Origin of the sequence: Novosphingobium sp. Fuku2-ISO-50 (genome assembly GCF_001519055.1) — a bacterium.
Taxonomy (GTDB): domain Bacteria; phylum Pseudomonadota; class Alphaproteobacteria; order Sphingomonadales; family Sphingomonadaceae; genus Novosphingobium.
The window spans coordinates 1-19,878 of the sequence record NZ_KQ954300.1; the positions used below are offsets into that span (position 1 = coordinate 1).

The following is a 19,878-nucleotide window of genomic DNA, read 5'->3' on the forward strand; positions in this document are numbered from 1 at the left end:
GGATGAGCGGATGTTTCTCTAAAGACAAAATCATATCCAAGGGCGAGGAGCCATGACCCCGCCCCGTTTCCGCCATTTCGCCGCGATCGACTGGTCCGGCGCCATCGGCGAGCGCCAGCGCGGAATCGCCGTCGCACTGTGCGGCGAAGGACACGAAGTCCCCCGCCTCGTCCGCCCCGCCCATGTCTGGTCGCGCGCAGACGTGCTGGCCTGGCTGCGCGATGATCTGCCCGCTGACACGCTGGTCGGCATGGATCTCGGCATTTCGCTCCCGTTCGCCGACATCGGCGCCTACTTCCCCGGCTGGGACCAAACCCCCGCCGACGCCCGCGCGCTATGGGCCATGGTCGATTCGATCGCCGCCGCCGACGCGCACCTGTCGGTCACCAGCTTCGTCGATCACGACGATGTCGCCCGCCATTTCCGCCGCCACGGCGCGCGTCAGGGCGATTTGTATCCCAAAGGCCGGGGCCGCATGCGCATGACCGAGCACGCGCAGGAAGCGATGGGCTGCAAACCCACATCGAATTTCAATCTGGTCGGCGCGGCGCAAGTCGGCAAATCGAGCCTGACCGGCATGCGCGTGCTCCATCGCCTGAACGCCCGCATCCCCGTCTGGCCGATCGATCCCCTGCCCCGGACCGGCGCGGTGCTCTGCGAAATCTACACCACGATCGCCGCCATCGCCGCCGGACGCAGCGCCGCCCGATCCAAGATCCGCACCGGCGCCGAACTCGACACCGCGCTGGCCGCTCTCGACAGCCGCCCCTATGGCCACACCGGCCCCATCGACGATCACACCAGCGACGCCCTGATCACCGCCGCCTGGCTCCGCCGCGCCGCGCATGACCGCGCGCTGTGGCACCCATCCACCATGACCGAAAAAATTGCTGCAACCGAGGGCTGGACCTTTGGCGCCCAATAAGGCTATGCGCGCAGCGTTCCATGCGCCGGATTAGCACAGTGGTAGTGCAGCGGTTTTGTAAACCGAAGGTCGGGGGTTCAAATCCCTCATCCGGCACCATGGGCCCTCCGCACAGCTTCTTGCCAACGTCCGGCAGATCCGGGGCCCTGCTTCTGCTGGCGCAGCCTTCGAGCGGCAGGCGGAATTGATCCGGGGCTTGGAAGACACCCGACCAGCCGCGCCGATCGATCCGACCTATCTGGCACAAGTCATGGCGGCGATGCGCCAACTGCATGGCAAAGGCGCGATGTCTCCGGACAATACCACGATATAAACGCAGACTGCGCGAGTGACATATCTTCGCTGGCTTGGCATGGAGCGAGCGGAAAGTCATTGATGGGGAATGTCTTGCTTACCGAACAGCACAAAGAGATCTCCGGGAAGATTTGGGAAATCGCCAACCGGCTGCGCGGCCCCTATCGCCCGCCGCAATATCGGCTGGTGATGCTGCCCATGATCGTGCTGCGGCGGCTAGATTGCGTGCTGGAGCCGACCAAGGAAGCCGTGGTCAAGGAGCATGACCGGCTTGTCGCGGCGGGCATGGCGGAAAAGGCCATTCCGCGCCTGCTGACCAAGATCGTCGATCCCGACCGCAAGCAGCCGCTTTACAACGTCAGCCCGTTCACCTTCGCCAAGCTGCTCGGCGATAGCGAGAACATCGCGCCCAACCTCGTTTCCTACATCAACGGGTTTTCCGCCACGGCCCGCACAATTTTCGACAAGTTCAAGTTCGGCGAGCAGATTGAGAAGCTGGATGCCAGCAACCGGCTTTTCAACATTGTAAAGGCCATGGCCGAGATTGATCTTCATCCCGACAAGATCGACAACATCCAGATGGGGTATGTCTTCGAGCACCTCGTCATGCGCTTCAATGAGCAGGCGAACGAGGAAGCCGGGGATCACTTCACCCCGCGTGAGGTCATCCGGTTGATGACCAGCCTGATCTACACGGGTGAAGAGGACGTCTATAAGCCCGGCGTCTACAAAGAGATTTACGATCCCACCTGCGGCACGGGTGGCATGTTATCGGTTTCCGAAGAGACCATCATGCGGGGCAACCAATCGGCCAACCTCGCCCTGTTCGGGCAGGAATATAATGATGAGAGCTGGGCGATCTGCTGCGCCGATATGCTCATCAAGGACGAAGAAACCGATCATATCGTGCTTGGCGACACGCTGGGCGACGGCAAAACCCGCGACGGCTTTGCCGACCGGCAGTTCCACTACATGCTGGCCAACCCGCCGTTCGGCGTGGAATGGAAAGACCAGCAAAAGGTCGTCGCCAAGGAACACGCAGAGCTGGGCTTCTCGGGTCGCTTCGGCGCGGGCCTGCCCGCGATCAACGACGGATCGCTGCTGTTCCTCCAGCACATGATTTCCAAAATGCACCCCGCGCCCGCATACGGCGGTGAGGGTTCCAAAATCGCCATCATCTTCAACGGCTCCCCGCTGTTCAGTGGTGATGCCGGGTCTGGCCCGTCGAACATCCGGCGCTGGATTATCGAGAATGACTGGCTCGACGCCATCGTCGCCATGCCCGACCAGCTTTTCTATAACACCGGCATCTTCACCTACATCTGGCTTGTCACCAACCGGAAGGCTGCCGAACGCCGGGGCAAAGTGCAGTTGATCGACGGCACGCGCTTCTTTCGCAAGATGAGGAAGAGCCTGAACAACAAGCGCAACGAGATCAGCGACGCGCCCGGCGACGATCAGATTGCCGAGCTGACCCGGCTCTATGGCAACAACAAGGATGGCGAGACCGCCGTTGTCACCATCGACGGCCAGCCGGAAGAGCGCGTTGTCAGCCGGATTTTTCAGAACCATGAGTTTGGCTTCCTCAAGGTCACGGTGGAGCGCCCGCTTCGCCTGAACTTCGAGGCGACGCCGGAGCGCATCGCCCGGCTCGACGATCAGTCGGCCTTTGCCAGCCTCGCCGTTTCCAAGAAGCGCAAGGATGAAGCGGCGGCGGCGCGGGAGGAAGCGGAGGGCCGCGAGGAACAACAGGTCATCCGCGACATCGTTGCCTCGCTGGAGGGCGCTGGTCCATTTGGGGGCCGCTACATGGACCGGGACGGCTTCGAGGCCGACCTCGACCGCGCCGCCAAGCGGTTCGGACGCAAAGTGCCCGGCCCGATCAAGAAGGCGATCTTCGCTGCGCTGGGCGAGCGTGATCCGCAGGCTGAAATCTGCCGTGACAGCAAGGGCCGTCCCGAGCCGGATAGCGAGTTGCGCGATACCGAGAATATCCCGTTGCCTGCCTATCCCGATTTGCCCGATGCCTTTGCCCGCGCCATCAACGAGCCGGAGAACGCTGCCCATCGCGGCGCAAGGCTGCCCATGTTCTTTGGGCCGGACAGCCCGAATGATGATTTGGTCGCCACCATGCGCGGCGTGATCGACGACTATATTCGTGCCGAAGTCCTGCCGCATGTGCCCGATGCCTGGGTCGATTATGCCAAGACCAAGGTGGGCTATGAAATCCCCATCAATCGCCACTTCTACGTCTACAAGCCACCGCGCCCGCTGGCCGACATCGAAACCGACATCACCAAGCTCGAAGGCGAGATTGCCGAGATGTTGAAGGGGCTGGTGGCGTGACGGCGAGCGCAGGTTGGGAAAGCTGGAAGCTGGCCCATGCATATCACCGGATTGGGAGCGGCACGACACCAACATCCGGCAACGCGGACTATTACGATAACGAAATCGGAACGCCTTGGATCACTACCTCCGAACTGCGCGAAACCTATATCGAGCGCACTTCAAACAAAGTCACACCGATGGCTTTGAATGACTTCACTACGCTCCGGACTTACGCACCAAACTCGGTCTTCATGGCTATGTATGGGGCAACAATCGGTCGTCTCGGGATTTCTACAGTCCCGGCGACCTGCAACCAAGCCTGCTGCGTTTTCGAGAGGTCCGACAAGTTCGACAACCGCTTTTTGTTCTATTGGCTCTGGCATCGACGTGCAGAGCTGATTTCCGTTTCTGTCGGCGGCGGACAGCCGAACCTTAGCCAACAAGACCTCAAGTCCGAAAAGGCATTGTGCCCACCAATCGACACCCAACGCCGCATCGCCTCGTTTCTGGATGAGAAAACGGCACAGATCGACGGGCTGATAGCCCGCAAGCAGGCGCTGCTGGAGCGGCTGGCCGAGAAGCGGCAGGCGATCATCACACAGGCCGTTACCAAGGGCCTGAACCCCGCCGCGCCCATGAAAGACAGCGGCATCGACTGGCTCGGCCAAATCCCCGCCCATTGGGATGTCAAGCGGTTGAAGTTCGTCGGCGATACGATCTTGGGCCTCACATATTCGCCTTTTGACGTCGTAAACGAAGGCGAAGGAAAGCTGGTTCTGCGATCTTCAAATGTTCAAAATGGCAAGCTCGCATGGGGCGACAACGTCTTTGTTCAGGCCGACGTGCCGGATGACCTGATCGTGCGAACCGGTGACATTCTGATCTGCTCCCGAAATGGTAGCCGTGCTTTGATTGGCAAAAATGCGGTCATTACAGATGAATATGCGGGTGAGACATTCGGGGCCTTCATGACAGTCTACCGAACGCCCATGCACCGCTTCATCCACCTTGTCCTCAACTCGGAGTTGTTTGCATACCAATCTGGTAGGTTCATGACCTCAACGATCAACCAGCTCACGATATATGCGATCAAGGACTTTGCTGTTCCCATTCCGCCTGCGGGCGAACAGGAGGAAATAGCGGATGCCGTCCATATCCAGTTGGCGCGGCTGGACCGTGTGGCGGACGATGTCAAAACCTCGATGGGCAAGTTGACCGAATATCGCTCGGCGCTGATTACCGCCGCTGTGACCGGCCAGATCGAGGCACTGCGATGAGCGCGGGAGGGAGTGATCCATTCGATCTGCCCGAATGGCAGGCCATCCACCGTGAAGCGTCGCTGGTGCGCCAGCTTATCGGCTCCGGCACCACCGCCTTGGGCCGCGCTAGCTATGGCAGCGGGTTGGGGGAATATTACACGGCCTTCTTTGGCCTGTCGGTAGGCATTGAGCGGCTGGCCAAACTGATCCTCGTGGCCGATTTTGCCATGGACAATGCCGGTGCCCTGCCGGGACAGAATGAGGTGCGCAAGTTCGGCCATAAAATCCGCGATCTGTGCGACAGGGCTGAACAGATCAGCACCAATCGCGGCCTTCAACTCGATTTCCCCAAGCCGACTGATCCCATCTGTTGGGCGGTGGTGGACTGTCTCGATGCCTTCGCTGATGCTCGCAAGGGCCGCTATGCGAACTTCGAGGCCATCGGCAATCCGGCGTTCGATGCCGGGAAAGAACCCGTGAACAAGTGGTGGACGGACGTGGTCGAGCCGATTTTGGCAAAACACGTGCGCGGCACGGCTCGTGAAGCGGTCATTCGGCACAATGCTGAAATGGTCGATGCGTTCGTTGGTCACAGCGTGTTCGTTCTCCATGTCGATGAAACAGGAAAGCCCATGAACGATGTTTTGACGGCGTCATGGCGAACTGGAATGACAAAATGGGCACAAACGTATGGCAGACTTTACACGCTGACTATGGTTCGCTGGCTGGCGGATATTTTCTCCACCCTGTCGCGAGAAGGAGGCCACGGCGGGGAAATAATCGCGCTATATGGCCATTATGAGCTGTTTTTTGGTTATCTGGCAACTGACAAGCAGATCAAGAACTATAAGATTTGGCCCTTGATATAAGAGCGCATGATGGCAGGTCACACCGAAACCGATTTTGAACGCGCCATCGAATATGGGCTGCTTCAAACCAAACGCTACGCCAAGGGCGATCCCAAGACCTATGACGCGGCCTTGGCACTGTTCCCCGATGAGGTAATCGCCTTCATCCGGGCCAGCCAGCCTGCGCGCTGGGATAGTCTGGAGGCGATGCTCAAGGATCGCACCGCCGCTACGGTGCTCGACAGCCTGACCAAGGAGCTTACCAGCAAGGGCGCGCTTGGTGTGCTGCGCCACGGCTTCAAGTGTTATGGCAAGACCCTGCGCCTCGCCTATTTCCAACCCAACTCCGGCATGAACCCCGAGGCGGCGGCGCGCTATACCGCCAACCGACTGACCATCACCCGGCAGGTCGAGTTTGTCTCCGAAGTGCTCAAGCGCCCGGACGGCGGCAAGCGGAAGTGCATCATCGACGTGGTGATCGCCATCAACGGCCTGCCGGTGGTGACGGCGGAGCTGAAAAACCCGCTGACCCACCAGCGCGCCGAGGATGCCTGCAAGCAATACATGACCGACCGCGACGGGCGCGACCTGCTGTTCAAGTTCAAGGAACGCGCACTGGTGCATTTCGCGGTCGATCCCGACGAAGTGTGGATGGCAACCGAGTTGAAGGGTAGCGAGACCTTCTTCCTGCCATTCAACCGGGGCCACAACTTCGGCGCGGGCAATCCGCCTGTCGAGGGAAACTGGAAAACACATTACCTGTGGGATGAGGTGCTGGCGGCTGATAGCCTGCTCGATATTCTCCAGCGTTTCATGCATCTGGAGATCACCGAACGGACGGTGCAAACGCCAAGTGGCTCTCGCGTCGTGCGAAGCGAACGGATGATTTTTCCGCGCTATCACCAGATTGATGCGGTGCGGCGGCTGGTCAGCCATACGCGCCGCCATGGGGCCGGGCACAACTATCTGATCCAGCACTCGGCTGGCTCTGGCAAATCGAACAGCATCGCATGGCTGGCGCACCGGCTGGCCTCGCTGCATGATGCCAATGACGAGAAGGTGTTCCATTCGGTCGTCGTCATCACCGACCGGCGCGTTCTCGACCAGCAGTTGCAGAACACCATCTATCAGTTCGAGCACAAGACCGGCGTGGTCGAGAAGATCGACGAAAATACGCAGCAGCTCGCCCGCGCGCTGTCGAACGGCACGCCGGTCATCATCTCGACCATCCAAAAGTTCCCCTTCATTAGCCAAGCCATCAAGACGATGGAAGGCAAGGGCGAAACGCTGGCGCTGGAAACCCGCAACCGGCGTTTCGCGGTGATCGTGGACGAAGCGCATAGCAGCCAGTCCGGCGAGACCGTGAAGGCGTTGAAAGGCATCCTGAACAAGGATGGCATTGCTGACGCCATCGCCAGCCAGATTGACGAGGTGGAAGACGATGACCTCTCTGACGCCGCCAAAGCGGCTATCAGGCAGGAAGTGCTACAGCGCGCCCGCCAGCCCAACTTGAGTTTCTTCGCCTTCACAGCGACGCCCAAGTTCAAAACCAACGCGGTGTTTGACGAGCCGGGACCAAGTGGCGCGTCACCGTTCCACGAATATACGATGCGGCAGGCCATCCAAGAGAACTTCATTCTCGATGTTCTGGAGAACTACACCACCTACAAGCGGTTCTTCGGGCTGGTGAAACAGGTCGAGGGCGATCCGAATGTGCCCAAGAAGGCGGCTGCAAAGGCGCTGGGCCAGTATCTGGAACTGCACCCGGTCAACGTCGGGCAGATCGTCAGAGTGATTGTCGAGCACTTCCGATTGAAGGTCATGCACGAGCTGGGTGGTCGGGCGAAAGCCATGGTCGTGACCGGGTCGCGGCTGGCCGCCGTGAAATACAAACAAGCCTTCGACGCCTATATCCGCGAGCGTGGTTATCATGGCATCCGGGCGCTGGTGGCCTTCTCCGGCACGGTGGAAGACCCTGACGCACCCGGCACGTCGTTCACCGAAGTTGGCATGAATGATGGCCTATCGGAGCGGGAGCTGCCGGAACGGTTCGGCGGCGATGATTACCGCGTGCTGATCGTGGCGGAGAAATATCAGACAGGGTTCGACCAGCCGCTGCTCCAGACGATGTATGTGGTGAAAAAGCTGGCCGGTGTGCAGGCGGTGCAAACGCTGTCACGGCTCAATCGCACCGCGCCGGGCAAGAAGAAAACCTTCGTCCTCGATTTCAAGAACGAGGAAGCCGACATCTTCAAGGCGTTCAAGCCCTATTACGAGGCGACGCCGGTCGGCGAAAATGCCGATCCGCACAAGCTCAACGAACTGCACAACAAGCTGCTGCAACCCGCCGTCTTCACGCCAGCCGACATCACCGAGTTTTCCGAGGTCTGGTTCAAGAAGCGGCGCGAGCCGACTGGGCAGGATCACCGGATCATGAACGCCGTGCTCGACCGCTCGGTTGAACGCTTCAAGAACCTTGATGAGCCGGTGCAGGAAGAGTTTCGCGGCCAGCTTACGGCCTTCTGCAACCTCTATACCTTCCTGTCGCAGATCATGCCGTATTTCGATGATGGGCTTGAGCAGCTCTATGCCTTCCTGCGTAATCTGGCACCCAAGCTGCCCCGACCCGGTGACGGCACCAAGTTCACGCTCGACGATGACGTGGCGCTCAAGTTCTTCCGGCTCCAGCAGGTCAGCGAAGGCACCATCGACCTAACCGACGGCGAAGCCGACCCGCTGAAAGGGCCAACCGATGTCGGCACGGCGCGGGAAAAAGACATCGACGTTGCGCTATCGACGCTGGTGGACACACTCAACGAGAAGTTCGGCACCGATTTCACCGAGGCAGACCAGTTCTTTTTCGATCAGGTCCGCGCCACAGCCGAGAACAACGAAAAGGTGGTCGAAGCGGCGCAGGCCAACAACCTGTCGAACTTCTCGGCATATTTCAGCCGCATCCTCGACGACCTGTTCATTCAACGGATGGAAGGCAACGACGAGATTTTCAACCGTGTGATGAGCGACAAGCAGTTCAGGACGGCGGCGCAGGATCACCTTGCCCGTGAGGTGTATGAGCGCATTCGGGGCGAAGAAACCGAGTGATCAATCGGATTGGTATCATCTGACGCTGACAACCTGGGGCACTCTCTCGATTACAGCGCGAATTTCCGCGCTCCGCTTAAGGGCTATAAGCAGACAAAATGCCGCTTTTGCGGGCCTTGGGATTACCCGTGTTTGCAAATAGATGTTTGAGGACGTCTGCAAGATGGCGGACACGCTGGCGCCCTGTTTCAATTTGCGGTGGGCACCCCATATCGTGGGCATGAGCAACCACCTGATCCATACCCCGGATGCTGCTGCGCTGGAACATCTGGCGCATCGGGCCGTCCGCGCTTTGCCGCCAATATTCCGCGATCATCTGGGCGATGTGGTTTTCCGGGTGCAGGATTTTGCCGACAGCGAAATGTTGCGCGCTGTCGGGCTGTCAGACCCGTGGGCGCTGCTCGGGCTGTATCACGGTCGGCCTTTCGGTCAGCAGTCGATCTGGTCGACGGGCGAAATGCCCAGCATCATCTCGCTGTTTCGCCGTCCGATACTTGCCGAATGCCATCGGCGGGGTGTGTCGATCAACGACATGGTCACCCATGTGATCGTTCATGAAGTCGGCCATCATTTTGGCCTGTCGGATGCAGACATGCACCGCATCGAGGACGAATCGTGATCATCCCCTCCCGCCCCCGCGGAAGCGCCAGGTGCCGACCGGGTGCCAGGCGCCGTCTATGACGCGGTGGACGGCGATGGCGGGGATGGGGGTGTCTGTGGCGCGCCAGGTGGCGGCGAGCCCGGACTGCAGGATGTGGGCGGTGCGGCGGTCGACCTTGTTTTGCACGGTGATGTGAAAACGTGGGGGGACGGCATCGCCGCCAGTTAGCAGGCCGTGGAAATGGTCGGCGAGCGTTTCGCGAATCTCGGCGAGGTCGGCGCTGATCAGCGCGAGCGCGGTGCCACCGTCGAGGTCGATGATGCGGTCGATGCGCGCGCGCGGGGGCGGTGTCATTGCGGTCAGGCGGGCCAGAGTGGCGGCGAGTTCGGCAGCGACCATGCCGGGGACCGCGTGGAACAGCGTGCAATGCGCAGAGACACGGTTCCGCTCCGGCGGGTAATGCGCGCGGCGCAAGGCGTCGAGCCGGGCCTGAAGCGCGTCGGGCAGGACCGCGAGCACGATATGCGGCGTGCGGTCGGCTATTGTCATGGGATGGTGCGAAGGTGGGCGGGAACACTCGGCCGGGCCGGAAAGCCGTGGATGGAGATTTCGGCGAAGGTCGTAATGTTCCCGCTCGTAAGGACTAACCAAAGGTTGGCGTCGCCTTGCGGGAACATCCTTAGCGGATAAACACCTAGCGAATCGTTAACGCGGCGCAGCACCGGGCGCGCGATCACATCTCTCCGCGCGCGCGGCGGAGGGCGAACCATTTGGCGACATTGGCATTATGCTGATCGAGCGTATCGGCAAAGACATGCCCGCCGGTGCCGTCGGCGACCATATAGAGCGCCTTGGTATCGGCCGGATTGAGCACGGCGGCGATGCTGTCGCGCCCCGGATTGGTGATCGGCCCCTTGGGCAGGCCGACCATGCTGTAGGTGTTGTAGCCGTTGACCGCGTGAATTTCGGATTCGCGGATGCGCCGACCGATCGGGCGGCCCTGCGTGATCGGATAGATAATCGTCGGGTCCGCCTGAAGCTTCATGCCCTGTTTCAGCCGGTTCGAATAGAGCCCGGCGACCATCCGGCGTTCAGACGGCTTGCCGGTTTCCTTTTCGACGATCGAGGCCAGGATGATCGCTTCTTGCGGAGTCTTGGCCACCGTGCGCGGGCTGCGTTTGGCCCACAAATCGGCAAGCGTGGTCTGCATCGCCTTTTGCATGCGCGCGATCACGGCGGCGCGGGGCTCGCCGCGCTGATAATCATAGCTGTTGGGCAGGATCGTGCCCTCGGCGGGCATCGGCGCCGGCCCGGTCAACAGCGGCTGCGCCATCAGCTTTTCATGGACGAGCACCGAGGGCATGCCTTCGGGCACGGTGAACAGCCGCAGCATGACGCCTTCGCGGCCTTGCAGAATGGCCAGGATCTGCGCGCCGCTGACATGGGGGGGAAGAATGAATTCGCCCGCTTTCAGCCCCCCGGCATGGCCGAGCAGGCGCGCCCGCGCGCGGAACGTCGAGGCCGAGGCAACCGCGCCTTCGGCTTCGAGTTCCTGGGACACGCTGACCATGCCGGCGCCTTCGGAGACGATGAACGAGGCCTGGCGGGCCAAAGGCCCCGGCCCGTACCAGCCCCACAGGAAATGCACGCCATAGCCGAGCACCAGCGCGAGCACCGCGATCAGCACCCATTGCGTCCTGCTCTTGCGGGCGAATACGCCCTTTCGCCGGTTGCGACCCTGCGCCATCATTTTGCCATTGTTGCGCCGCCCCGTCCGGTCCCGCTGGACCGGATCAGAGCGCCTTGACGATCAGGCTGGCGTTTGTGCCGCCAAACCCGAACGAATTGTTGAGCGCCGCACGCACCTTGCGCTTTTTCGCCACGAGCGGAACCAGATCGACACCTTCGCAGCCTTCGCTCGGATTGTCGAGATTGAGCGTGGGCGGCACGATCTGATCACGAATGGCCAGAATGCAGAAAATCGTCTCGACCGCGCCCGCGCCGCCGAGCAAGTGCCCGATGGCCGATTTGGTGCTGCTCATCGAAGCGCCGCTCAGATCGTCGCCCAGCACGCGCTTGACCGCGGCGAGTTCGATCGTGTCGGCCATTGTCGAGGTGCCATGCGCATTGACATAATCGATGTCGCCCGGCTCCATCCCGGCCTTGCGCATCGCCATCCGCATCGACAGTTCGGCGCCCTTGCCCTCGGGATGCGGCGCGGTCACGTGATAGGCATCGCCCGACAGGCCATAGCCGACCACTTCGGCATAGATCTTGGCCCCGCGCGCCTTGGCATGTTCATACTCTTCGAGCACGACCACCCCGGCGCCTTCACCCATCACAAAGCCGTCGCGATCCCGGTCATAGGGGCGGCTGGCCTGTTCGGGGCGATCGTTGTACGAGCAGTTGAGCGCGCGCGCCTGGGCAAACCCGGCCACGCCGAGCGGATTGATCGTCGATTCGGATCCGCCTGCCAGCATCACGTCGGCATCGTCGTCCCGGATCATCCGCGCGGCATCGCCGATCGAATGCGCCCCGGTCGAACAGGCCGTGACCACCGCATGGTTCGGCCCCATCAGCCCGTACTTGATGCTCACCTGCCCCGAAATGAGATTGATCAGCCGTCCGTGAACGAAGTGCGGAGAAACGCGCCCCGGCCCCTTTTCGTGCAGCACGATCGATTCGCTCTCGATTCCGGGCAGCCCGCCGATGCCCGAACCGATCGAGCAGCCGGTGCGCAGCTTGAGCGCTTCGTCCATGTCGACGAGGCCCGCATCCTCAAGCGCCTGGCTTGCGGCATCGATGCCATAGATGATGAACGGATCGACCTGACGCTGAACCTTGTGATCGACACGGCGATTGGGATCAAAGCCGTATGCATGATCCGCCGGCTTTACCTCGCAGGCAATGCGGCATTTCTGGTCGCTGGCATCGAATCTGGTGATGGGCCCCGCGCCCGATTTGCCGGCAAGGATGTTTGCCCAGGCAGTTTCGACATCTGCTCCCAGCGGGGTGACCAGGCCAAGGCCGGTGACAACGACACGACGCATTGTTTTCTCCGGAAAAAAAGAAACAGGCCCAGCCCTGCATGGGCCGAGCCTGCCTTTGCACCCCCACCTTGCGGCACCCGCCGGGACCGTGTCCCGGCAAGCTTCAGCCGACAAGAATGGGGGAGTTCAGGGTGATCAGCCCTTGTTTTCGTCGATGTACTTGATCGCATCGGCGACCGTGGCGATCTTTTCCGCCGCGTCGTCGGGGATCTCGACACCGAATTCTTCTTCAAACGCCATCACCAGCTCGACGATGTCGAGCGAATCGGCGCCAAGATCGTCGATGAAGCTGGCGTCTTCAGTGACCTTGTCGGCCTCGACCCCGAGGTGCTCGACAACGATCTTCTTAACGCGGTCGGCGGTATCGCTCATTCGATGTGTCCCTTCAGACGAAACAGGTGGTTTGACCGTTCAGCGCATCGCCCTAATGGCCGCAAGCGCCGCTGGCAAGTGGGAGACGCCGGACCTGCGCAAGAAGCGCGACCGGCTACGGAATTCATGCGTTTTTCTGGGGCTCGACGACGCGAATCGACAGCTCGCGCATCTGTTGCAGAGCGGCCGGCGCGGGCGCGCCCATCAACAGGTCTTCGGCGCGCTGATTCATCGGAAACAGCGAAATTTCGCGCAAATTCTGCGCACCGCAGACCAGCATGACGATACGATCGACCCCTGCGGCCATCCCGCCGTGCGGCGGCGCGCCATATTGGAACGCGCGATAGAGCCCGCCAAAGCGATCCTCGACATCCTGTTTGGTCAATCCGACGAGTTCAAAGGCGCGGACCATCGTCTCGGGGCTTTGATTGCGGATCGAACCCGACGCGATTTCAAAGCCGTTGCACACGAGGTCGTACTGAAACGCCTTGATCTTCAAAGGATCCATGGTGTTCAGCGCGTCGATCCCGCCTTGCGGCATCGAGAACGGGTTATGCGCGAATTCGACTTTCCTGGCGTCTTCGTCCCATTCGTAGAACGGGAAATCGACGATCCAGCACAGGCGGAACGCGCCCTGTTCGATCAGGCCGAGCTGATCGGCGACGCGATTGCGCGCGTGGCCCGCCAGCTTGGCCGCCTGATCGGGCTTGCCCGCGGCAAAGAACAGGCCGTCGTCAGCGCCCAGCCCCAGTTCGGCGTAGATCGCCTCCATGCCCTCGATGCCGTGATTCTTGGCAATCGGACCGCCGAAATCGCCGCCCTTGCGCGTGACATAGCCGAGCCCGGCATGGCCTTCGGCGCGGGCCCATTCGTTCATGTCGTCAAAGAACTTGCGGCTCTTGTCCGCCGTTCCGGGCGCCGGAATGGCGCGCACGACGCCGCCGCCGCCGATGATTCGTTCGAACAGGCCAAAGCCGGACTTGGCGAAATGATGCGACACGTCGGTGATGATCAGCGGGTTGCGCAGATCCGGCTTGTCCGAGCCGTATTTGAGCATCGCCTCGTCATAGGCGATGCGCGGAAACTGGCCCGAAGGCGTCACCGCGCGGCCATCGGCAAATTCTTCGAAAATCGCGCCGATCACCGGCTCCATCGTCTCCCAGATTTCTTCCTGGGTGACAAAACTCATTTCGAGATCGAGCTGATAGAATTCGCCCGGCAGGCGGTCGGCGCGCGGATCTTCGTCGCGAAAACACGGCGCGATCTGGAAATAGCGGTCGAATCCGGCGACCATCAGCAACTGCTTGTACTGCTGCGGCGCCTGCGGCAGCGCGTAGAACTTGCCCGGATGGATGCGGCTGGGCACGAGGAAATCGCGGGCGCCTTCGGGGCTCGACGCGGTCAGGATCGGGGTCGAATATTCCGTGAAGCCCACCGCTTCCATGCGCCGACGCATCGACGAGATGACCTTTGTCCGCCGCACGATATTGGCATGAAGCGTATCGCGGCGCAGATCGAGGAAACGATAGCGCAAGCGGATGTCTTCGGGATATTCCTGCTCGCCGGCGACCGGCATGGGCAGCTCGTCCGCCGCCGACAGCACCGTGGCGGCGCGCGCATAGACTTCGATCGCGCCGGTGGCCAGATTCGGATTGACCGTCGCATCGGCGCGCGCCTTGACCACGCCGTCGATCGTCACGACGCTTTCGACGCGCAACCCTTCGAGAATCGCCAGCGCGGGGCTGTCGGAATCGGCGACGATCTGCGTCAGGCCGTAATGATCGCGCAAATCGACGAACAGGACGCCGCCGTGATCGCGCCTGCGATGCACCCAACCCGACAGACGGACGGTCTGGCCGACTGCTTCGAGCGTCAGGGCACCGCAAGTGTGGGAACGATAGGGATGCATTGAAGGTCTTTCCAAAGTGCCCGCATTGAGGCAGGGATTTGTCAGCGGCCAAAAGGCGATGGCCGCCCGTTTGTCAAGCCGCCGCCCCCGGACGGGGGTACCCCGTGAGGCCCCTTTCGCCGCCATAGGCGTCCGCGCGAAGGCCGAGAAGAAAAAAGACCGATGAAGATCCATCCGCTGATCACCACTACCGACGCCCTGGCCGATCTTTGCAGCCGACTGGCCAAGGCCGATTTCATCACCGTCGACACCGAATTCATGCGTGAAAACACCTACTGGCCCGAACTGTGCCTGGTGCAGATCGCCGATGACAAGGAAGCCGCCGCGATCGACCCGATGGCGCCGGGAATCGATTTGTCGCCGCTGCTCGAGCTGCTGGTCGACAACGAAGACGTGCTCAAGGTGTTTCATGCCGGCGGGCAGGATGTGGAAATCATCTACAACCTGACCGGGCGCACGCCGCATCCGATATTCGACACGCAGATCGCGATGATGGCGATCAGCCAGTCGGAACAGATCGGCTATTCCAATCTGGTCGAAAGCTGGCTGGGCTTTTCGGTCGACAAGGGCGCGCGCTTTACCGATTGGTCGCGCCGCCCGCTGACCGAGCGGCAGATCGAATACGCGATCGGCGACGTTACCCATCTGTCAAAGATTTTCCCGCGTATGCTCAAGCGGTTGATCCGCACCGGGCGCGGCGAATGGCTCGACATCGAGATGGAAAAGCTGGCCGATCCGGAACACTATCGCAGCGACCCCCAGACCGTCTGGCTGAAAATTCGTCCGCCCAGCCGCAATCCCGCTGTGCTCGGCCGGATGAAGGCGCTGGCCGCCTGGCGCGAGACCGAGGCGATGGACAAGAACATCCCGCGCGGCCGGATCATGCGCGACGAGACTTTGGCCGACCTCGCCAGCCATCCGCCGCGCGAACAGGCCGATCTTGCCAAAGTGCGCGGCCTGTCGACCGGATGGCGCGAAAACGAGATCGGGCGCAGGCTGATGCAGTGCCTTGCCAATGCGCAGCCGTTGAGCGAGGCGGAATTGCCGCCACGCGCCCCGCGCGGCGCGCCTTTGGGCAAGGAAGGCGCGCTCGTCGCCGATTTGCTCAAGCTGTTGCTCAAGATCCGCAGCCGCGAGATCGACATCGCCTCGCGCCTGCTCGCGCGCAGCGACGATCTCGAAGCGCTCGCCGCCGGGCAGCGCAAGGGGCTGGCGATTCTCGAAGGCTGGCGCTTTGACCAGTTTGGTCGCGACGCGCTGGAACTGGTCGAGGGCAAGCTCGCCTTTGCCGTCGTGCGCGGCAAGCTGAAAATGGCGCATATCGACGATATCGGCAGCGACGGCGGCAACCCCGAGCAGGGCGAGCCGGAGCCCGAGATCGAAGCCGAATTCACCATGATCGAAGCGGGCGACGCCCCTGAAGACGGTTCAGAGGACGGCGGCGAAAGCTGATGGCGATCTACCTGCCGACGCTCAAGCAGTTGCAATACCTCGTTGCGTTGCACGAACACGGCCATTTCGGCCGCGCGGCAGACGCCTGTTTCGTGTCGCAATCGACGCTGTCGGCGGGTCTGCGCGAGCTTGAATCGCTGCTCGATGTGGTGCTGGTCGAACGTACCCGGCGCGTGGTGCGCTTTACCCCGCTCGGCAATCAGGTCGTGGCCAAGGCGCACCGCCTGTTGCGCGAGGCCGAAGAGCTTTCGGAACTGGTCCAGTCGCATGGCGCGCCGCTGACGGGCGAATTGCGGATGAGCGTGATCCCGACGATCGCGCCGTTTCTCCTGCCGCGCATCCTGCCCCGGCTGCGCGCCGAACGGCCGCAACTGCGCCTGTTTCTGCGCGAAGAGCCGAGCGCGGCGGCGATCGAATCGCTGCATCACGGGCGCGCCGACTGCGTCCTGATGGCGCTGCCGTTTGCGACCGGCGATGTCGATTTCCATCACTTGTTCAACGATCCGCTGCTGGTCGCCTTTCCGCACGACGATCCGCGCGATCCGCCGCAGATGATCGCGCCGGCAACGATCGATGAGACCCGCCTGCTGCTGCTCGAAGACGGCCATTGCCTGAAAGAACATGCGCTGGCAGCGTGCAACCGGCCCGAATTGCGCGCCAGCGCGACGATGATCGGCACTTCGCTGCACACGCTGGTGCAGATGGTCGACAATGGGCTGGGGCTGACCATGCTGCCCGAAATGGCGATCAATGCCGGGATTCTGGCAGGGACGCGGATCGTCGCCCGCCCGTTGATCAGCGATCACGCCTTTCGCGAAATCGCCCTGGTCTGGCGCAAGAATTCGCCGCGCGCCGATGAATTTCACTTGCTTGCCGAGGAACTGCGCGCCGGATGAACGAGACCCGTCAGACCGTGCCGCATACACTGGCCGAAGACGCGTTTGGCCTTGCCACCGGCTGCCTCGTCCTCGCGCTGGGGGTTGCCTTGCTCCATGCCGCGCGGCTGACCACCGGGGGCGTTGCGGGCATTGCGCTGTTGCTGTCCTATGCCCTGCCGATTGCGCCGGGACCGCTGTTTACCGCGATCAACCTGCCGATTTTCCTGCTGTTCTGGCCGCGATTGGGCACGGCCTATACATTGCGCACGATTGCCGCGACGATCTTGCTCATGGGGCTGATCGGGCTGGTCGAACACGGGCTGGTGGTGGCGACGATCAACCGCCCGCTTGCCGCGATCGTCGGCGGCACGGTGACCGGGGTCGGCATTCTGGCCGTGACGCGCCATGCCACCGGGGTCGGCGGGCTTTCCGCGATCGCGCGCTGGCTGAGCCAACGCACCGGCTGGCATTTCGGGGCGATCAGCATGGCATGCGATGCCGCCATCGTCGCCAGTGCCTTCGTCGCGCTGGGGCTGGAGCGCGGATTCTGGTCGCTGGTCGCCGCCTTTACGACCAATGCCATGGTGCTCGTCTGGCACCGCCCCGACCGCTATCTGGCCGAGGCTTAGCCGCGTAAATCCCTATATTTATCAGTCAATCCATGTGCTTGAGGCCGACGCGCAGATAATCCCAGCCGGTGATCAGTGTCAGCGCCGCCGCCGTCCACAGCGTCGTGAGCCCGACGGTATGCGGCACATTGACCTCGATCCCGCCGAGCACCGCGTTCCACCCGGGCAGCGCCGCGCCCAGAATCAAGGCCCCCAGCGCGACCATCTGCGCCGCAGTCTTCCATTTGGCGAGCTTTGACACCGGCACCGAGACTTGCAGCCCGCCGAGGAATTCGCGCAAGCCCGAAACCGCGATCTCGCGCAGCAGGATGACCAGCCCGGCAATGACATGGAGCGATCCGACATAGGGCCCGGTCAGTACCCCCCTTGCCGCGAGCACCAGAATCACCGCCGCGACCATGATCTTGTCGGCGATCGGATCGAGAAAAATGCCGAGTTTTGAAACGGTGCCCTGCGCGCGCGCGAGATAGCCGTCGAAATAGTCGGTGATCCCCATCAGGCAATAGATGGCAAAGGCCAGGCCATAGCCCGGCGCCCATTCGGGCCACCACAACAGGCCGACCAGCACGGGAACCGTGACGATCCGCGACAGGGTCAGGATGTTGGGCAAAGTCAGCATACCGATAAGCCCATATCGCCAAGCGCGCGATATGGAAACATCGCTCTTGCCCGGCCCGCGCTGGGCGCTAAGGGTTCACCCCTGCACGGGGATGCCAATTCGGGGCTTGATGACCACCAACACCCATCTGATCCGCCAACGCCGCTTTCTTCCGCTGTTTGTCACGCAGCTGCTCGGCGCGTTCAACGATAACCTCTACAAGAACGCGATGCTGCTGTTCGTGGTCTACAGCCTGTACAATTCCGAGAGCGAGGAAGCGCGGTTTTCCGCGATCGCCTCGGGGCTGTTCATCCTGCCGTTCTTTCTGCTGTCGGCGCTGGCGGGGCAATTGGCCGACATGCGCGACAAGGCGCGGCTGATCCGCATCATCAAATGCTGTGAAGTCGGCATCATGCTGGTCGGCGGCGCCGGGCTGATTCTGGCGTGGAACCGGATTTCGATCGAGACCGTCTCGATCCCGCTGATGCTCGCCGCGCTTCTGGCGATGGGGGTGCATTCCTCGTTCTTCGGGCCGATCAAATACGCGATCCTGCCGCAGCATCTGCATCCCGACGAAGTGTTGGCGGGCACCGGGCTGGTCGAGGCGGGCACTTATATCGCCATTCTCGCCGGCACGATCCTGGCCGGGTTCATCCCGGTGCAATGGGCTGCGGTGGCTGTCGTGGTTACTGCGCTGGTCGGGCTGGTCGCAGCGCAAAGCGTGCCGCCTGCCCCGCCGATGATGGAGGCGCAGCCGATCGACCTGCACATCGTGCGATCCTCGATAAAGCTCGTGCGGATGACCATGCGGCACCCGCGCGTGTTTCTGGCGATTTCGGCGATCAGCGTATTCTGGGCGGTCGGTGCCGTGCTGTTCATCCAGTTTCCCCCGCTTGCCAAAAATGTCCTGGGTGCGAGCAAGAGTGTCGCCAGCCTGTTTCTGGTGATGTTTTCGATCGGTGTGGCCATCGGCTCGGTGTCGATCAACCGCCTGCTCGGGGGCAAGGTCTCGGCGCGCTATGCCCCGATGTCGGTCATGGTCATGGCCGGGTTCATCGTCGCGTTCGACTTCGTTTGCCGCCAATGGCCGCCGCGCGGGCGCGATCATCTGCTCGACGCGTGGACTTTCGTGCATCAGCCATTGGCGATTCCCCTGCTCGGCTCGTTGCTGGGCATTGCCGTTGCCGGGGGGATGTTCGTCGTGCCGCTCTATGCCTTTTTGACCACCGTGGTCGACAAGGCGGAAACATCGCGCACGATTGCCGCCAACAACATCGTCAATTCGGGCGCGATGGTGATCGGTTCGCTCGTCGCCGTCAGCCTGAGCGCGCGGGGCGTGGCCATCGTTCACCAATTGCTGCTCGGCGCGGCGATGTGCTCGATCTCGGCGCTGCTCGCCTGGCGCCTGTACAAAGTCGAACAGGCGCACATCGGCGAAATCGAACACTCGTTCGATTGATGCGCGGGAAGACCCGAAACCGTTACGTTACGTGATTTCGCTTGCAGTTGCAAAATCTGCCGCAGGAATTGAATGAATCGCCCCGATGTGTTCCGAAAAATTATCCGAAATGGCGGGAATGCAATTATAATTTGAAATCAGATTTGGCATGTCTAAGCTCGCGACGGCTGTTAT

General features: G+C 61.8%; 16 protein-coding genes and 1 tRNA gene. 11 read left to right on the forward strand and 6 right to left on the reverse strand.

Annotation, left to right across the window (positions count from 1 at the left end; all coding sequences use genetic code 11):
* Positions 1 to 52: 52 nt before the first annotated feature.
* The 7 genes from AQZ50_RS16505 (at position 53) to AQZ50_RS16535 (ending at position 9,375) form a co-directional block, all read left to right on the forward strand.
* Complete coding sequence (locus AQZ50_RS16505; protein ID WP_067747909.1) at positions 53 to 925, forward strand: hypothetical protein; 873 nt, start codon at positions 53 to 55, stop codon at positions 923 to 925.
* Between the two features lie 24 nt (positions 926 to 949).
* Positions 950 to 1,024 (forward strand) — tRNA-Thr (locus AQZ50_RS16510).
* Between the two features lie 288 nt (positions 1,025 to 1,312).
* Positions 1,313 to 3,565, forward strand: coding sequence for a type I restriction-modification system subunit M (locus AQZ50_RS16515; RefSeq protein ID WP_197412534.1), 2,253 nt, complete (start codon positions 1,313 to 1,315; stop codon positions 3,563 to 3,565).
* On the forward strand, positions 3,562 to 4,824 hold the full coding sequence (locus AQZ50_RS16520) for a restriction endonuclease subunit S (protein ID WP_067747912.1): 1,263 nt from the start codon (positions 3,562 to 3,564) through the stop codon (positions 4,822 to 4,824). The genes AQZ50_RS16515 and AQZ50_RS16520 overlap by 4 nt, the downstream gene beginning before the upstream one ends.
* Positions 4,821 to 5,675 carry a hypothetical protein gene (locus AQZ50_RS16525; protein ID WP_067747914.1) on the forward strand — a complete coding sequence of 285 codons (855 nt, stop codon included), beginning with the start codon at positions 4,821 to 4,823 and terminating at the stop codon, positions 5,673 to 5,675. The genes AQZ50_RS16520 and AQZ50_RS16525 overlap by 4 nt, the downstream gene beginning before the upstream one ends.
* 9 nt (positions 5,676 to 5,684) lie before the next feature.
* On the forward strand, positions 5,685 to 8,756 hold the full coding sequence (locus AQZ50_RS16530) for a type I restriction endonuclease subunit R (protein ID WP_067748025.1): 3,072 nt from the start codon (positions 5,685 to 5,687) through the stop codon (positions 8,754 to 8,756).
* A 163-nt stretch (positions 8,757 to 8,919) separates the two neighbouring features.
* On the forward strand, positions 8,920 to 9,375 hold the full coding sequence (locus AQZ50_RS16535) for a metallopeptidase family protein (protein ID WP_231730357.1): 456 nt from the start codon (positions 8,920 to 8,922) through the stop codon (positions 9,373 to 9,375).
* Here AQZ50_RS16535 and AQZ50_RS16540 read toward each other — a convergent pair whose 3' ends face one another.
* The 5 genes from AQZ50_RS16540 to aspS form a co-directional block, all read right to left on the reverse strand.
* Complete coding sequence (locus AQZ50_RS16540) at positions 9,376 to 9,906, reverse strand: 2'-5' RNA ligase family protein (RefSeq protein WP_067747917.1); 531 nt, start codon at positions 9,904 to 9,906, stop codon at positions 9,376 to 9,378.
* Positions 9,907 to 10,090: 184 nt separating this feature from the next.
* Positions 10,091 to 11,104 carry an endolytic transglycosylase MltG gene (mltG, locus tag AQZ50_RS16545; protein ID WP_067748029.1) on the reverse strand — a complete coding sequence of 338 codons (1,014 nt, stop codon included), beginning with the start codon at positions 11,102 to 11,104 and terminating at the stop codon, positions 10,091 to 10,093.
* A 46-nt stretch (positions 11,105 to 11,150) separates the two neighbouring features.
* Positions 11,151 to 12,407, reverse strand: coding sequence for a beta-ketoacyl-ACP synthase II (gene fabF / locus AQZ50_RS16550; protein WP_067747919.1), 1,257 nt, complete (start codon positions 12,405 to 12,407; stop codon positions 11,151 to 11,153).
* Between the two features lie 135 nt (positions 12,408 to 12,542).
* Positions 12,543 to 12,779, reverse strand: a complete 237-nt coding sequence (locus tag AQZ50_RS16555) for an acyl carrier protein (RefSeq protein ID WP_008071537.1) — start codon at positions 12,777 to 12,779, stop codon at positions 12,543 to 12,545.
* Between the two features lie 124 nt (positions 12,780 to 12,903).
* Positions 12,904 to 14,688 carry an aspartate--tRNA ligase gene (gene aspS, locus AQZ50_RS16560; protein ID WP_067747921.1) on the reverse strand — a complete coding sequence of 595 codons (1,785 nt, stop codon included), beginning with the start codon at positions 14,686 to 14,688 and terminating at the stop codon, positions 12,904 to 12,906.
* 162 nt (positions 14,689 to 14,850) lie between these two features.
* Here aspS and rnd point away from each other — a divergent pair, with 162 nt between their 5' ends.
* From rnd to AQZ50_RS16575, 3 genes are read left to right on the forward strand one after another with little or no spacing between them, the layout of a single operon-like run.
* Positions 14,851 to 16,140: a ribonuclease D gene (rnd, locus tag AQZ50_RS16565; protein ID WP_067747923.1), complete on the forward strand. Its 1,290-nt coding sequence runs from the start codon at positions 14,851 to 14,853 to the stop codon at positions 16,138 to 16,140.
* On the forward strand, positions 16,140 to 17,036 hold the full coding sequence (locus AQZ50_RS16570; protein ID WP_067747925.1) for a hydrogen peroxide-inducible genes activator: 897 nt from the start codon (positions 16,140 to 16,142) through the stop codon (positions 17,034 to 17,036). Before rnd ends, AQZ50_RS16570 begins: the two co-directional genes overlap by 1 nt.
* On the forward strand, positions 17,033 to 17,647 hold the full coding sequence (locus AQZ50_RS16575) for a YitT family protein (RefSeq protein ID WP_231730358.1): 615 nt from the start codon (positions 17,033 to 17,035) through the stop codon (positions 17,645 to 17,647). The genes AQZ50_RS16570 and AQZ50_RS16575 overlap by 4 nt, the downstream gene beginning before the upstream one ends.
* Positions 17,648 to 17,672: 25 nt before the next feature.
* On the opposite strand, the gene pgsA is transcribed toward AQZ50_RS16575, so the two are convergent.
* The gene (gene pgsA, locus AQZ50_RS16580) at positions 17,673 to 18,266 is read right to left on the reverse strand and encodes a CDP-diacylglycerol--glycerol-3-phosphate 3-phosphatidyltransferase (protein WP_067747927.1); all 594 of its coding nucleotides are present in this window, start codon (positions 18,264 to 18,266) and stop codon (positions 17,673 to 17,675) included.
* A gap of 109 nt (positions 18,267 to 18,375) precedes the next feature.
* On the opposite strand from pgsA, the gene AQZ50_RS16585 reads away from it, so the two are divergent.
* Complete coding sequence (locus AQZ50_RS16585; protein ID WP_067747929.1) at positions 18,376 to 19,704, forward strand: MFS transporter; 1,329 nt, start codon at positions 18,376 to 18,378, stop codon at positions 19,702 to 19,704.
* Positions 19,705 to 19,878 lie beyond the last annotated feature (174 nt).

What these genes read in the sequence shown, in the direction of transcription:
- AQZ50_RS16525 (WP_067747914.1), top strand. Translation starts at nt 4,821, where the DNA reads ATGAGCGCGGGAGGGAGTGATCCATTCGATCTGCCCGAATGGCAGGCC.
- AQZ50_RS16530 (WP_067748025.1), top strand. Translation starts at nt 5,685, where the DNA reads ATGGCAGGTCACACCGAAACCGATTTTGAACGCGCCATCGAATATGGG.
- AQZ50_RS16555 (WP_008071537.1), bottom strand. Translation starts at nt 12,779, where the DNA reads ATGAGCGATACCGCCGACCGCGTTAAGAAGATCGTTGTCGAGCACCTC.
- pgsA (WP_067747927.1), bottom strand. Translation starts at nt 18,266, where the DNA reads ATGCTGACTTTGCCCAACATCCTGACCCTGTCGCGGATCGTCACGGTT.
- AQZ50_RS16575 (WP_231730358.1), top strand. Translation starts at nt 17,033, where the DNA reads ATGAACGAGACCCGTCAGACCGTGCCGCATACACTGGCCGAAGACGCG.
- AQZ50_RS16585 (WP_067747929.1), top strand. Translation starts at nt 18,376, where the DNA reads ATGACCACCAACACCCATCTGATCCGCCAACGCCGCTTTCTTCCGCTG.
- fabF (WP_067747919.1), bottom strand. Translation starts at nt 12,407, where the DNA reads ATGCGTCGTGTCGTTGTCACCGGCCTTGGCCTGGTCACCCCGCTGGGA.
- AQZ50_RS16540 (WP_067747917.1), bottom strand. Translation starts at nt 9,906, where the DNA reads ATGACAATAGCCGACCGCACGCCGCATATCGTGCTCGCGGTCCTGCCC.
- rnd (WP_067747923.1), top strand. Translation starts at nt 14,851, where the DNA reads ATGAAGATCCATCCGCTGATCACCACTACCGACGCCCTGGCCGATCTT.
- AQZ50_RS16505 (WP_067747909.1), top strand. Translation starts at nt 53, where the DNA reads ATGACCCCGCCCCGTTTCCGCCATTTCGCCGCGATCGACTGGTCCGGC.
- mltG (WP_067748029.1), bottom strand. Translation starts at nt 11,104, where the DNA reads ATGGCGCAGGGTCGCAACCGGCGAAAGGGCGTATTCGCCCGCAAGAGC.
- AQZ50_RS16570 (WP_067747925.1), top strand. Translation starts at nt 16,140, where the DNA reads ATGGCGATCTACCTGCCGACGCTCAAGCAGTTGCAATACCTCGTTGCG.
- aspS (WP_067747921.1), bottom strand. Translation starts at nt 14,688, where the DNA reads ATGCATCCCTATCGTTCCCACACTTGCGGTGCCCTGACGCTCGAAGCA.
- AQZ50_RS16535 (WP_231730357.1), top strand. Translation starts at nt 8,920, where the DNA reads ATGGCGGACACGCTGGCGCCCTGTTTCAATTTGCGGTGGGCACCCCAT.